This is a genomic window from Mycolicibacterium agri (assembly GCF_002553505.1).
In the GTDB taxonomy this organism is placed as follows: Bacteria; Actinomycetota; Actinomycetes; order Mycobacteriales; family Mycobacteriaceae; genus Mycobacterium; species Mycobacterium agri.
Map to the genome: position 1 here is coordinate 22,433 of NZ_PDCP01000009.1, position 12,490 is coordinate 34,922.

At 66.7% G+C, this 12,490-nt stretch carries 12 protein-coding genes and 1 pseudogene; 4 read left to right on the top strand and 9 right to left on the bottom strand.

What is annotated here, in order from left to right; translation table 11 throughout:
• Nucleotides 1-71: 71 nt before the first annotated feature.
• Nucleotides 72-581: a hypothetical protein gene (locus CQY20_RS06825; protein WP_097939303.1), complete on the top strand. Its 510-nt coding sequence runs from the start codon at nucleotides 72-74 to the stop codon at nucleotides 579-581.
• A 40-nt stretch (nucleotides 582-621) separates the two neighbouring features.
• Here the strand turns inward: CQY20_RS06825 and CQY20_RS06830 are convergent, their stop codons facing one another.
• A complete protein-coding gene (locus CQY20_RS06830; RefSeq protein ID WP_097939305.1) occupies nucleotides 622-1,344 on the bottom strand; it encodes a DUF4189 domain-containing protein in 723 nt (240 codons plus the stop codon).
• Between the two features lie 225 nt (nucleotides 1,345-1,569).
• Between CQY20_RS06830 and CQY20_RS06835 the strand changes: the two genes are divergently transcribed.
• From CQY20_RS06835 to CQY20_RS06845, 3 genes are read left to right on the top strand one after another with little or no spacing between them, the layout of a single operon-like run.
• On the top strand, nucleotides 1,570-2,103 hold the full coding sequence (locus CQY20_RS06835; RefSeq protein WP_097939307.1) for a nuclear transport factor 2 family protein: 534 nt from the start codon (nucleotides 1,570-1,572) through the stop codon (nucleotides 2,101-2,103).
• A 38-nt stretch (nucleotides 2,104-2,141) separates the two neighbouring features.
• Nucleotides 2,142-2,744, top strand: coding sequence for an NAD(P)H-dependent oxidoreductase (locus tag CQY20_RS06840; RefSeq protein WP_097939309.1), 603 nt, complete (start codon nucleotides 2,142-2,144; stop codon nucleotides 2,742-2,744).
• A 6-nt stretch (nucleotides 2,745-2,750) separates the two neighbouring features.
• Complete coding sequence (locus CQY20_RS06845; RefSeq protein WP_097939311.1) at nucleotides 2,751-2,975, top strand: hypothetical protein; 225 nt, start codon at nucleotides 2,751-2,753, stop codon at nucleotides 2,973-2,975.
• 14 nt (nucleotides 2,976-2,989) lie between these two features.
• Here the strand turns inward: CQY20_RS06845 and CQY20_RS06850 are convergent.
• From CQY20_RS06850 to CQY20_RS06885, 8 genes and pseudogenes are all read right to left on the bottom strand, one after another.
• Nucleotides 2,990-4,090: pseudogene (locus tag CQY20_RS06850) on the bottom strand (DmpA family aminopeptidase).
• 109 nt (nucleotides 4,091-4,199) lie between these two features.
• Nucleotides 4,200-5,039, bottom strand: coding sequence for a bifunctional allantoicase/(S)-ureidoglycine aminohydrolase (locus CQY20_RS06855; RefSeq protein ID WP_097939313.1), 840 nt, complete (start codon nucleotides 5,037-5,039; stop codon nucleotides 4,200-4,202).
• Nucleotides 5,036-6,376: an allantoinase AllB gene (gene allB, locus CQY20_RS06860; protein WP_097939315.1), complete on the bottom strand. Its 1,341-nt coding sequence runs from the start codon at nucleotides 6,374-6,376 to the stop codon at nucleotides 5,036-5,038. The genes CQY20_RS06855 and allB overlap by 4 nt, the downstream gene beginning before the upstream one ends.
• Nucleotides 6,373-7,848 carry an NCS1 family nucleobase:cation symporter-1 gene (locus CQY20_RS06865; protein WP_097939317.1) on the bottom strand — a complete coding sequence of 492 codons (1,476 nt, stop codon included), beginning with the start codon at nucleotides 7,846-7,848 and terminating at the stop codon, nucleotides 6,373-6,375. The genes allB and CQY20_RS06865 overlap by 4 nt, the downstream gene beginning before the upstream one ends.
• Before the next feature lie 4 nt (nucleotides 7,849-7,852).
• On the bottom strand, nucleotides 7,853-9,007 hold the full coding sequence (locus CQY20_RS06870) for a glycerate kinase (RefSeq protein WP_097939319.1): 1,155 nt from the start codon (nucleotides 9,005-9,007) through the stop codon (nucleotides 7,853-7,855).
• 18 nt (nucleotides 9,008-9,025) lie between these two features.
• Nucleotides 9,026-10,804, bottom strand: coding sequence for a glyoxylate carboligase (gene gcl / locus CQY20_RS06875; protein WP_097939321.1), 1,779 nt, complete (start codon nucleotides 10,802-10,804; stop codon nucleotides 9,026-9,028).
• Nucleotides 10,801-11,685, bottom strand: a complete 885-nt coding sequence (locus tag CQY20_RS06880; protein WP_097939323.1) for a 2-hydroxy-3-oxopropionate reductase — start codon at nucleotides 11,683-11,685, stop codon at nucleotides 10,801-10,803. Before CQY20_RS06880 ends, gcl begins: the two co-directional genes overlap by 4 nt.
• A 9-nt stretch (nucleotides 11,686-11,694) precedes the next feature.
• Nucleotides 11,695-12,486 (bottom strand): hydroxypyruvate isomerase family protein, encoded by a 792-nt coding sequence (locus tag CQY20_RS06885; RefSeq protein ID WP_097939325.1) that lies wholly within the window; start codon nucleotides 12,484-12,486, stop codon nucleotides 11,695-11,697.
• Nucleotides 12,487-12,490: the final 4 nt, after the last annotated feature.

Consider the following 12,490-nt stretch of genomic DNA (forward strand, 5'->3'; position numbering starts at 1 on the left):
GGGTCCAGTTTGGCGACTTCGCTCGTGGGCTGCTGCGGTATGAGAAGGCGAGTCGTTACCGTGGTCTCTCAATGGTCGGCTTGACCGCTATCGCGAATTTCGGTCACTCGGATTGCGAGCGCATCGTCGACGGCGCTCTGGCACAACCCGTCCTGGCCATCACGAGCCTGGCGTATGTCGTCGCCGGGATCGTCGTGTTGTGCTGGACGCTGCGACTGCGGGCGCCGCTGGCTTCGACTGCGGGGGTGGTGCTGGTGGCGGTCGGGGTTGGCAGCTTCGCGTTTCACGGCCCCCAGCCGGCATGGGCGCAGCCTGCCCACGACTGGCCGATCATCGCCGCGGCGGTTGTTTACGCCGCCGGCTTCGTCAGCAGCAGACAGCGACGCCGCTTGTGGGCGGCAGCGGCGGCGGTTTTCGTGTTCGGCCTCGCGGCCTACGCCGCAGGCCGCACAGGCTCGCCGCTGTGCCGCCCCGACAGCCTGTGGCAGTACCACGGCGCCTGGCACGTTCTGTCCGCCGCTGCCGCCGCGTGTGGGGCCAGGGCTATGACGCCAGACAACGAAACCCGCCCGGGCCGTTGAGGTTTCGGCCCGGGCGGATTCGGTTCGCGGAAGGCGCGGCTCAGAAGAACGTCGTCGCCGTCGTGCTCGTTCCGTTGTCACACGTGACTGTGGCGGTCCGATCCCGGAACTGCGGGATCAACGGGACGAGCCTCAGGTTGTAGGTGGAATTGGCCGCCAACGCGAAGCTGCGGTTGACGTTGTCCATCGCATACGTGCACTGCGACGGAACTCCACTGCGGTCGGTGATGTGAACCTCGAGGCCACCCAGGACCTTGTCGAACGAAATCGTCGGGCCCTGCTTCGGGGCGGGCGGTGGCGGCGGATCGTTCGGCGGAGGCGGCGGGGTGTTGCCGTTCGAGCAGCCCGACACGATCACTTTCGCGCCTGTCGAGATCTCCAGCTTGGCCTTGGCGGCGCTCTCAGCAGCGGCGCGAGTCGCGGCGGTGGCTCCGACCCGTTCGCCGAAGTCGTTCGAGGCGGCGGCGGCGCACTGGTCGGTGCCGATGATCACGGTCACGCAGTGGCTTCCGCCGTTGTTCGAACAGTTCGTCAGCGCCCCTTGAGCGGCCTGCTCCTGGCTGGCGCTGATCGCCGAACCGCCAGCCATCGTCACCGGCGGGTTCTCGTTGACGTATCCGAGCGCCAGTGCGATGTACTGCGGGGCGGCCTGCGCCGGAGCCGGGGTGGCCAGCAGGCCGACGCTGGCCGCGCCCGCAGCCAGCACCGAAGCGGCGATGGTCCGGCCGCGCCAGCGCGCACGGCTCGCAACAGTGGTTGTCATGATTTCTCCTCATGTGGTCGCTGCCCTGTCGGGCAGTTGTGTCCTTGGCACTGCGTCGCGGGTGGTGTGTGGGTATTGGTCGAGGTGTTCGACCCGGTCGTTGTTTCCCGCTGAAGCAATAGTCGTGATCGGCGAAGGCCCAGGTAACCGCCCGAAAGCTAGAATCCAGCGGCCCGCAGGGAAGACTTTCCTGTCTGCGGGGTAAGCATCGAGGGTGAGGTCAGGATGACGATCGACGACGCGTATGACGAGATGATCGACGAGTTCAGGCTCGGAAAGCTGGCCCACGCGTACTGCCGCGCCGTCGACCGCGGCGATATCGCAGCGCTGAAGGCGCTTTATCACGACGACGCCGTCGACGCCCACGGCGGTTTCTCAGCGGGCAGCGCTGACGAATTCCTCGACCAGCTCACCGCGGCCCGCCCCTATATCCGGTCGATGCAGCATCACATCACGACGATGAACTTCGCGGTATCGAAAGACTTCGCCGAAGGCGAGATCTACACCATCGCGGTACACACGCTCGCCGCAGGCGGACGCGACGTCGATGTGATCGTCGGCGGCCGCTACCTCGACAAGTACGAAAAGCGCCACGGCGCATGGAAATTCACCGCACGCACCATCGTCACAGACTGGGCCCGGGTGACGGACCCGTCGACGATGGATGACACCCGCCCCATCACGAGAGACACCCTCAAGGGAAGCCCCGACGCCAATGACCCGTCACATCAATTCTTTTCGTTACTGGGCCGCGCATGAAACAATCGGACGACTCCCACCCCAGAAAGGGGGCATCGATGACGAAGCTGGCGGTGATCTACTACTCGGCGACCGGGCACGGCACCAAGATGGCCGAACACTTGGCGAAGGCCGGTGAACGCGCAGGCGCCGAGGTCAGAGTCCGACACATCGCCGAGACGCGAGACCCGCAGACGTTCGCCAACAACCCGGCGTGGTCGGCCAACTACGAGGCCACCAAGGACCTTCCGGCCGCAACAGGAGACGACATCGTCTGGGCTGATGCGGTCATCTTCGGCTCGCCGACGCGCTTCTCCAGCACCGCATCGCCGTTTCAGACGTTCATCGACTCGCTCGGAGGCCTGTGGGCACAGGGGAAGCTCGCCGACAAGGCGTATGCCTGCTATACGTCCAGCCAGACGATGCACGGTGGGCAGGAGACCACGCTGATCGGGATGTACACCTCACTAATGCACTTCGGCGGGGTGCTGGTGCCGCCCGGCTACACCGACGGCTTGAAGTTCGCCGACGGCAATCCTTACGGCGTCAGCCACGTCACCGGACCGCACAACCAGAACGATCTGGACGACGCCACGCTGGCCGCACTGGATCACATGGCGACCCGGTTGGTGACCGTCGCCGCCAAGCTGATCGCGAACTGACGGCGAATGGCGGTCGACGACGAGCGATTCGCGGTGTTGCGAGACCTTCCGTTCAAGGTGCGCGCAGAGATCGCCGATCTACTCGAACAAGACAAGCCGATCGGAGCGATCTATGCGCTGCGCGACGCAATCGGTTTCGAGAACATCGGCATCGCCGACGGCAAGAAGGTCATCGACGGCGTGCGCGAGCTTTCCGACGAGGACAGGAAGGCCATCCTCGAACGACCCTGACCTGCCGCCCCAATTCAACTCGCCAGCGCCCGACCTCGTTTGACGAGTTCCGCGGTTTCGTCCCGGGGCAGGGCCGTCACGACGAATCCGTCGGGGCCTTCCATCGTCTGTGCGGCGAACATCGCATTGATGATCGCCTCCTCGGTGGCTTCGACCGTCGCGTAGAACAATCCATCAATCAGCCGGTTGGCCAGCATGTTGACCCGTGCGACGTCGGGACCGGGTTCGGCGGCGAAGTCGCCGGCGATGTCGTTGCCGGTGGAAAAACAGAACGCGATGTCGCCGCTTCCGTTCTCACCGGCGCCGCCGGTGCGGGCGATACCCAGCGCAGTGCGCTGCGCCAGCCGCGCGCACTGAGTCGGGATCAGCGGCGCGTCCGTGGCCACCAGTACGATGATCGATCCTGTGCCCTCTGGTGGCTGTCCCGGCATGAGCGTCGGCGTCGGCGGCGGAGGCAGCAACCGGCCCACAGGCACACCATCGATCATCAGTCGTTCTCGCGCCCCGTGGTTGGCCTGCACCAGCACGCCGACGGTGTAATCACCCACTACCCGCGACGAGGTTCCGATCCCGCCCTTGTAGCCATGGGCAATCATGCCGGTGCCCCCGCCGACGGCTCCTTCTTGCACCGGGCCGGAGGAGGCGTTTGCGATGGCCGCCTCGACGTGCTCGGGCCTGATGTGAAACCCGTTCAGGTCATTGAGGATTCCGTCGCAAGTCTCCCCCACCACCGGCAACGAGAAGAAGAACTCGTCGCCCCGCACGCTCTTCTCATGTGCAATCAGCGCGTCGCGAACGACGCCCACGCTGTGCGTATTGGTAAGACCGATGTAGCTGGTGAGCTGGCCCGACTCGGCGACCCAGTGCTGCCCGGTCAATTCCCCATTGCCGTTGAGCCGATGCGGCGCGGCGAACAACGGCCGGTTTCACGGCTCGGAGCGTGGGATGACGACGGTGACGCCTGTGCGGACCGGTCCCTCGCCGGGCACTCGCGGACCCGATCCTGAAATCAGGGTGGTGTGTCCGACGCGCACCCCCTCCACGTCGGTGATGGCGTTCAACGGTCCGGTCGGCAGGGTTCCGATCACGATGTCGTAGTCGCGCGCGCGGGCCACAGCGCCCAGCTCCTTTCGTACAAATTGACCACTGTGTTGAATTCAACTTAGCCCAGTGGTCAACCGTGGGGGGCCGAATGCGGCCCGACGAAATCGCGCGTCTGCGAGCTCAGACGAACTGCCTGCTCAGCTTGGCGTGCCGGTTGACGTCCTTGTAGAGCAGATACCGGAAGCGACCGGGGCCGCCGGCGTAGCAGGCTTGCGGGCAGAAGGCGCGCAACCACATGAAGTCGCCCTCCTGCACCTCCACCCAGTCCTTGTTCAGCAGGTAGACGGCCTTGCCCTCCAAGACGTACAACCCGTGTTCCATGACGTGAGTCTCCGGGAACGGGATGGCCGCGCCGGGCTCGAAGTTGACGATGTTGACGTGCATGTCGTGTCGCACGTCGGACGGGTCGACGAACCGCTGGGTGCTCCAACGACCCTGCGTCCCCGGCATTTCGATGCCGTCGACCGCAACTTCGTTGGTGACGAACGGCTCTGGGACGTCAATGCCCTCGACCCGCTCGTAGGCCTTGCGAATCCAGTGAAAACGCGCCGTCTCCGCCGTGTCGTTGCGAAGCTTCCAGTCGCAGCCAGGCGGCAGGAACGCGTATCCGCCCGGTGTCAGATCGTGCTTGTCGGAGCCGATGATCAGGGTGAAGCCGCCCTCGACGACGAACAGCACGCCTTCGGCACCCGGGTCCAGTTCGGGCCGGTCGCTGCCGCCGCCCGGCGACACCTCGACGATGTACTGCGAGAACGTCTCCGCGAAACCCGACAGCGGACGCGCGATCACCCACAGCCGGGTGTTGTCCCAGAACGGCAGATAGCTGGTGACGATGTCGCGCATCGTGCCGCGCGGCAGCACGGCGTACGCCTCGGTGAAAACCGCGCGGTCGGTGGTCAATTCGGTCTGCGGCGGGTGCCCACCCGTCGGTGCGTAATATCGCGGCGTTTGATGAGTCATGCCGTCCCCCTCGTCAGCAGCCGCCCCTGCGGCTCGCCGTCGATGTCGATCTGCTTGCCCCGCAACCACGTACTGCGGACCCGACCCGCGAGCGGGCGCCCGTCGTACGGGGTGATCGGGTTCTTGTGATGAAGCTGGCGCGCGTCGACGACGAACGCGTCGTCGGGTGCGAACACGCAGAAGTCGGCGTCGTATCCGATGTCGATGCGGCCCTTTCGCCGAAGGCCGGTTTGCTTCGCGGGCGCCTGACACATCCAGCGGCAGACGTCGACGAGGCCGAACCCGCGCTGGCGCGCCTGGGTCCACACCGCCGAAAGCCCGATCTGCAGCGACGAAATGCCGCCCCACGCCACGCCGAAGTCGCCGATGTCAAGGCACTTCAAATCAGGTGTCGACGGTGAGTGATCGGAGACCACCATGTCGATGATGCCGTCGCGCAGCCCGTGCCACAGCAGCTCGCGGTTGCTGCCCTCCCGTATCGGTGGGCAGCACTTGAATTGCGTTGCCCCGTCGGGGATCTCCTCGGCGGCGAAGGTCAGGTAGTGTGGGCAGGTCTCGGCGGTGATCCTGATCCCGTCCCGACGTGCCGACGCGATCATCGGCAACGCATCCGAACTCGACACGTGCAGGATGTGCACCCGGCAGCCGGTCCATCGGGCCAGTTCGATCACCTGCGCGATCGCGAGGTTCTCCGCTCCCCTCGGCCGCGACGACAGGAAGTTGGCATACGTCTCGCCGTGCGCGGTCGGCGCATGCTCGATCGCGTGGGTGTCTTCGGCGTGCACGATCATCAGCCCGTCGAACTTCACGATTTCGCGCATCGCCGCTTCGAGTTGATCCGGGTCGAGCGGTGGGAACTCGTCGACGCCGGAGTGCAGCAGAAAACATTTGAAACCGAAGACGCCGGCGTCGTACAGCGGCCGCAGGTCGGGCACGTTGCCCGGCACGGCGCCGCCCCAGAATCCGACGTCGATGTGCGCCTGGGTCTGCGCCGTCTTGCGCTTCACCTCCAACGCGGTGACGTCGACCGTCGGCGGAATGCTGTTGAGCGGCATGTCGATCAGCGTCGTGACGCCACCTGCGGCCGCTGCCCGCGTCGCGCTGGCGAAGCCTTCCCACTCGGTGCGGCCGGGATCGTTGACGTGCACATGTGAGTCGACGACGCCGGGCAGCAACGCCTCGTCGGCGCTCAACTCGATCGCCTGCGGTGCCGTCAGGTCCGATTCCATCGGCTCGATCGCAACGATCGTGCCGTCTTTGACGCCGACGATGCGGCTCACCTCCCCCGCCGTGCTCACCAGGCGGGGCGCGCGGATGACCAGATCGAGGTCGCTCATGGTTGCACCTCCTCGGTTCGCGTCGTCGGCTCCAGTTCGGGCTGCCGGAAGTCGCGCGCGGAAATCGCGTAGTACAACACCGCAGCGAGGATCACGCCGACGAACCAGGAGAACGGCGCCCAGGCCTCCCACGGCTTGTAGAGCGCGAGGAACAACGAGAACACCGCCGCGATGGTGCCTGCGATGAGCGCCTTGGGGTTCCAGCCGCGCTTGTAATAGTAGCGGCTGCGCGGATCGTCGAGATACAGCTCCTCGATCGAAATACGTTGCCGCCGTAGGAGGAAGTAGTCGGTGAAGATGACGCCGAACAGCGGCCCGAGCAGCGCGCCGAGGCCGCCGAGGAAGTAGAAGATCGCCGCCGGGCTGTTGTACAGGTGCCACGGCGTGATCAACACGGCCACGACCGCGCTGATCAGACCTCCGCGCCGGAAGTCGATGTACTTGGGCGCGACGTTGGCCAGGTCGTAGGACGCCGACACGAAGTTGGCGACGACGTTGATGCCGATCGTCGCGATGACGAACGTGATGGCCCCGATGACCGTCACCCAGATGTTGTCGATCCTCGCAACGATTTCGACCGGGTCGGTGATCGCCTCACCGAACACCGCGATGCTGCCCGCGGTGACGGCCACGGTGACGACGGCGAACCCGATGAAGTTGACCGGCAGACCCAGGAAGTTGCCGCGCACGACGGTGCGCCGGTCCGGCGCGAATCGCGAGAAGTCGCAGAAGTTCAGCAGCAGCGTCGAGAAGTAGGTGATGGTGAGGGCGATCGCGACGAAGAAGGCGTGCACTGCCGCGCTGCCGGACTTCTGCTCATCGGTGAGGTTCAGCGAGAAGTCCGACCCCGCCTCGACCACGATCCAGACGGCGAGCACGAACATCACCACCCAGATGGCCGGGCCCGCCCAGTCCTGGAACCGGCGCACGGTCTCCATGCCGCGCCGGATGACCAACAGCTGCAACGCCCACAGCACCACGAAGGCCGCCCAGCCGAGCATGTCGAGGCCGAGGAAATCGGCGCCGCGGTGCTCGGCGACCCCGGGCCACGCCGCGACCAGGAGCACGACCACCGCCTGCGAGGCCAGCCAGGTCTGGATGCCGTACCAGGCGATGGCGATCACCGCCCTGATCAGCGCGGCGAGGTTGGCACCGAAGACGCCGAAAGAGATGCGCGCGATCACCGGATACGGCACCCCGGTGGCCTGACCCGCGAAGCCGGTGAGATTCATCAGGAAGAAGACCACGGTGATGCCGAGCACCAGGGCGACGAACACCTGCCAGCCGACGAGCCCGGTGAAGAACAGCCCCGCGGCGAAGGTGTAGCCGCCGATGCTGTGCACGTCCGACATCCACATCGCGAAGAGGCTGTAGGTGCCCCAGTTGCGTTCCTTGGCGGGCGCGAGGTCGTCGTTGTGCAGCCGTGCGCTCGGTTGGAAACCACCCGACCTGTCGATGGTGGTGTCGCTCATGGCCCTAACCTCCGTCCTCGATGTGCGTCGGTCCAGCTTCTCCCGACAGGTGGTCGGCCGCTATCAGTTCGCCGATTCGCGTCAGAAGCGGCGCGGGCTCGGCGAGGCAGCGCGCCACATCGGGCTCGATGTCGGTGAGCGCGTAGACGTCGGTGATGCCTGCTTGGCGCAGCGCCTCGACGGTCAGTTGATTACGCCCGCACACCGCGACCACGGGTACGCCGGCGGCGCCGGCTGCGGCCGCGACGCCGGCAGGCGCCTTGCCGTGCAGGGTCTGCTCGTCGAGCGCGCCCTCGCCGGTCACCACGAGGTCGGCTTTCGAGACGCGTGCGTCGAAGCCGACCAACTCCAGGACAAGTTCGACACCCGGGCGGAATTCGGCGCCGAGGACCAGTGCCGCGAATCCGGTTCCGCCTGCCGCACCGGCGCCCGCGTCGTCGCGGTGATCTGCACCGGTGGTGGCGGCGACGACTTCGGCGAAGTGGGTGAGCGCCGCCTCGAGTTGGCGAACCTCCTCCGGCCCAGCGCCTTTCTGCGGCCCGTAGATGGCTGCTGCGCCCTTCGGCCCGATCAGCGGGTTGTCCACGTCGCTGGCCAGGACCAGTTCCACGCCCTCCATCAGATCGCGCGCCGGGCCGAGGTCGATGGTGGATATCGACGTCAGCGCCGCGCCACCGTCGGCGACGGGTGACCCGCTGGCGTCGAGCAGGCGGGCGCCGAGCCCCGCCAGAAACCCGGCGCCGCCGTCGGTGCTTGCCGAACCGCCGACGCCGAGCACGATGCGACGGCAGCCGGCCGCGACGGCCGCCGCGACGACCTCACCCACGCCGCGGCTCGATGCGGTCAGCGGCGCGGGCTTGTTGCCGGGCAGCCGGACCAGCCCGGCCACATCGGCCATTTCCACCACCGCGAGGTCGTCGCGCCGGGCGTACCCGGTCCGCACGGGTTCACCGGTCGGGCCCGACGCCACCAGCGGCACATGTTCGAAGCCAGCGGCGAGTGCGGCCGCGACCGTCCCGTCTCCCCCGTCGGCCACGGGCACCGACTCGACGTGGACGTCCGGTCGTGCCCGCCGCAGGCCGTCACCGACGGCTTCGGCGACCTGGGCCGCGGTCAGGGATCCCTTGAACTTGTCGGGGGCGATGAGAACGGTCGGCATGGTCGTCAGTTCAGCACGTCAGTCCAGCATGGCGACGACCGCGGTCGGCGCGTCTTCACCGGAGACCGCCAGTTCCTCGAACTCGACCACGTTGTCGATCTCGGTGCCCATCGACACGTTCGTGACCCGTTCGAGGATCACCTCGACCACGACGGGAACCCGGTACTCGGCCATCAGGTATTTCGCGTGTTCCAGCGCCGGCTGCAGGCGATCCGGCTCGACGACGCGGATCGCCTTGCAGCCCAGGCCTTCCGCGACCTTCACATGATCGACGCCGTAGCCGCCGAGTTCGGGGCTGTTGACGTTGTCGAACGACAGCTGGACGCAGTAGTCCATGTCGAACGCGCGCTGCGACTGCCGGATCAGGCCGAGGTAGGAGTTGTTGACCACGACATGGATGTAGGGGATGTTGAACTGCGCCCCCACGGCGAGTTCCTCGATGAGGAACTGAAAGTCGTAGTCGCCCGACAACGCCACCACCGAGGCGTCCGGATCGGCCGTCGCGACGCCGAGCGCCGCGGGCACCGTCCAACCCAGCGGTCCCGCCTGGCCCGCGTTGATCCAGTGCCGCGGCTTGAAGACGTGCAGCAGCTGTGCGGCCTGGATCTGGGACAGGCCGATGGTGCTGACGTATCGGGTGTCGCGCCCGAACGCCCTGTTCATCTCCTGATACACCCGCTGCGGTTTGATCGGCACGTTGTCGAAGTTGGTTCGCCGCAGCATGTCTCGCCTACGCTGCCGACATGACTCGGCCCACGCGCTGCGGTCAGGCAACCGCCCTTCGGCGTACCACTCCTTGGCCGTCTCGACGAGAACCTCCAGCGCCGCTTTCGCATCCGAGACGATCGCGTAGTCGGGTGCGAAGACGCGGCCGATCTGCGTCGGCTCGATATCGACGTGGACGAAGGTGCGGCCCCTGGTGTAGGTGTCGATGCCGCCGGTGTGCCGGTTCGCCCACCGGTTGCCGATGCCGAGCACGAAATCCGACTCGAGCATGGTCGCGTTGCCGTACCGGTGTGAGGTCTGCAGACCGACCATGCCCGCCCACAGAGGATGGTCGTCGGGGATGACGCCCCACGCCATCAACGTGGGCACGACCGGCACACCGGTGATCTCGGCCAGCGCCACGAGCAGGTCGGCGGCGTCGGCGTTGATGACGCCGCCTCCCGCGACGATCAGCGGGCGCTGCGCTTCCGCCATCATCGTCAGCGCCTTCTCCGCCTGCTTGCGGGTGGCGGCGGGCCGCGTCACGGGCAGCGGCTCGTAGCTGTCGATGTCGAAGTCGATCTCACCGAGTTGCACATCCAATGGGAGATCGATGAGCACGGGACCGGGGCGGCCCTCGCGCATCACCTGGAACGCCTTCTGGAATGTGCCGGGCACCTGTGCCGACTCCATCACTGTCACAGCCCATTTCGTGACGGGGCCGGCGATGTCGGCGATGTTGATCGCCTGGAAGTCCTCCTTGTGCAGCTTGGCCACCGGCGCCTGGCCGGTGATGCACAGGATCGGAATCGAGTCGGCCGACGCGGAGTACAGCCCGGTGATCATGTCGGTGCCCGCAGGACCCGATGTGCCGATGCAGACGCCGATGTTGCCCGCCTTGGCCCTGGTGTAGCCCTCGGCCATGTGCGAGGCGCCCTCGACGTGCCGCGCGAGCACATGCTTGACGCCACCGTGCCGACGCATCGCGTCGTAGAACGGGTTGATCGCCGCGCCCGGAAGGCCGAACGCCTGAGTGGCGCCCTCCTTCTCCAGGATCAGGACCGCGGCGTCGACCGCGCGCATCTTCGTCATGGTTGAGTCCTTCCGCTTAACCGCTCGACACCGCGCAACAGCGCGGAGTGGTCGAGGCCGCCGTCACCGTTGGCCAGCGCGCTGGCCATCAACTGGGCGACGAGACCCCCGAGCGGTGCGACAACGCCCGCCTCCCTGGCGGCTGCGGTGACGATGCCGAGGTCCTTGTGGTGCAACTCGATTCGGAATCCGGGATCGAACGAGCGGTCCAGCATGTTCTGCTTTTTCTGGTCCAGCACTTTGGAGCCGGCCAGGCCTCCGCCGAGCACCTCGAGGGCGGCCGTGGTGTCGACGCCGTACGCCTCGAGAAAGACGACCGCTTCGGCCAGCGCTTCGATGTTCGCGGCGACGATGAGCTGGTTGGCCGCCTTGACGGTCTGCCCGGACCCGCTCGGGCCGACGTGAACGACCGTCTTGCCGACGATGTCGAAAAAGGGTTTCGCGGCCGCGAAATCCTCGGCCTCGCCGCCGACCATGATGGACAGTGCGGCGTTTTTCGCACCTGCCTCGCCGCCGGAGACGGGCGCATCGAGCAACCTCATGCCTCGTGCGGCGGCCTGCTCGGCGAGCTGGGTCGTGACATCGGGGCGGATGCTGGAGAAGTCGATGATCAGCGTGCCGGATTTCGCGCTGTCGAATACGCCGCCCTCGCCTGCAAGCACGTCGGTGACATCGGGCGAGTCAGGCACCATCACACACACCACTTCGGCGTCTGCGACGGCGTCGGCGATCGACTCCGCCGCGCGGCCTCCCGCTTCGACGAGTGGGCGCGTCTTCTCGGGCGTGCGGTTGAAGCCGACGACCTCATGACCCGCCTTGGCGAGGTGAATCGCCATGGGGCTGCCCATGATTCCGAGGCCGATGAAGGCGATGTTCGTCATGCAGACTCCTTAGCTCTTGATCCAGCCGAAGCTGTCGGCGGAGGCGCCGGATGGTTTGTACTCGAGGCCGACCCACCCGTCGTATCCCGCATCGCGGAGCGCGGTGAGCTGGGCGAGCAGCGGAAGTTCTCCGGTCCCCGGCTCGTGGCGTCCCGGCGCGTCGGCGATCTGCACGTGCGCGATGCGGTCGGCATGGTCGGCTATCACCTTGTCGACGTCGTCACCGTTGACGGCGAGGTGATACAGGTCGGCGAGCAGGGCGATGTTCGGCTCACCCGCGCGGTCGATGACCGCCAGCGCGTCAGCCGCGGTCAGCAGCGGGTATTTCGGCGCACCGCTGACGGGTTCGATGAGCACCGTGCCGCCGATCCTGGCGGCCGCCTTGGCGGCCAATACCAGGTTCTCGGTGCCGAGTTCGTCCTGCTGCTGCGGCGTGGCGTCGTCGACGCGGTTGCCGTAGAGCGCGTTGAAGGCTTTGCAGCCCAGACGTTCTCCGATACCGATCGTGACGTCGATGTTGTCGCGGAACTCCGCGGAGCGGGCGGGCCACGACACGAGGCCGCGGTCACCGCCCGCCATGTCTCCGGCGAAAAAGTTCAACCCGACCAGTTGGGTTCCTGCGTTCTCGATCGCGGCGACGAACGCGTCGACCTCCTTGTCGGCGGGCACCGCGGTATCGAACGGCCACCAGAACTCGACGCCGTCGAAGCCGGCTTGCTTCGCGGCTTCGGGTCGCTGCAGCAGTGGCAGTTCGGTGAACAGGATGGAGCAGTTGACTTCGTACGGAAGTGGGTGACTCATGGAT

What these genes read in the sequence shown, in the direction of transcription:
- CQY20_RS06870 (WP_097939319.1), bottom strand. Translation starts at nt 9,007, where the DNA reads ATGCCGACCGTTCTCATCGCCCCCGACAAGTTCAAGGGATCCCTGACC.
- CQY20_RS06845 (WP_097939311.1), top strand. Translation starts at nt 2,751, where the DNA reads ATGGCGGTCGACGACGAGCGATTCGCGGTGTTGCGAGACCTTCCGTTC.
- CQY20_RS06855 (WP_097939313.1), bottom strand. Translation starts at nt 5,039, where the DNA reads ATGACTCATCAAACGCCGCGATATTACGCACCGACGGGTGGGCACCCG.
- CQY20_RS06885 (WP_097939325.1), bottom strand. Translation starts at nt 12,486, where the DNA reads ATGAGTCACCCACTTCCGTACGAAGTCAACTGCTCCATCCTGTTCACC.
- CQY20_RS06835 (WP_097939307.1), top strand. Translation starts at nt 1,570, where the DNA reads ATGACGATCGACGACGCGTATGACGAGATGATCGACGAGTTCAGGCTC.
- CQY20_RS06865 (WP_097939317.1), bottom strand. Translation starts at nt 7,848, where the DNA reads ATGAGCGACACCACCATCGACAGGTCGGGTGGTTTCCAACCGAGCGCA.
- allB (WP_097939315.1), bottom strand. Translation starts at nt 6,376, where the DNA reads ATGAGCGACCTCGATCTGGTCATCCGCGCGCCCCGCCTGGTGAGCACG.
- CQY20_RS06830 (WP_097939305.1), bottom strand. Translation starts at nt 1,344, where the DNA reads ATGACAACCACTGTTGCGAGCCGTGCGCGCTGGCGCGGCCGGACCATC.
- CQY20_RS06825 (WP_097939303.1), top strand. Translation starts at nt 72, where the DNA reads ATGGTCGGCTTGACCGCTATCGCGAATTTCGGTCACTCGGATTGCGAG.
- CQY20_RS06880 (WP_097939323.1), bottom strand. Translation starts at nt 11,685, where the DNA reads ATGACGAACATCGCCTTCATCGGCCTCGGAATCATGGGCAGCCCCATG.
- CQY20_RS06840 (WP_097939309.1), top strand. Translation starts at nt 2,142, where the DNA reads ATGACGAAGCTGGCGGTGATCTACTACTCGGCGACCGGGCACGGCACC.
- gcl (WP_097939321.1), bottom strand. Translation starts at nt 10,804, where the DNA reads ATGACGAAGATGCGCGCGGTCGACGCCGCGGTCCTGATCCTGGAGAAG.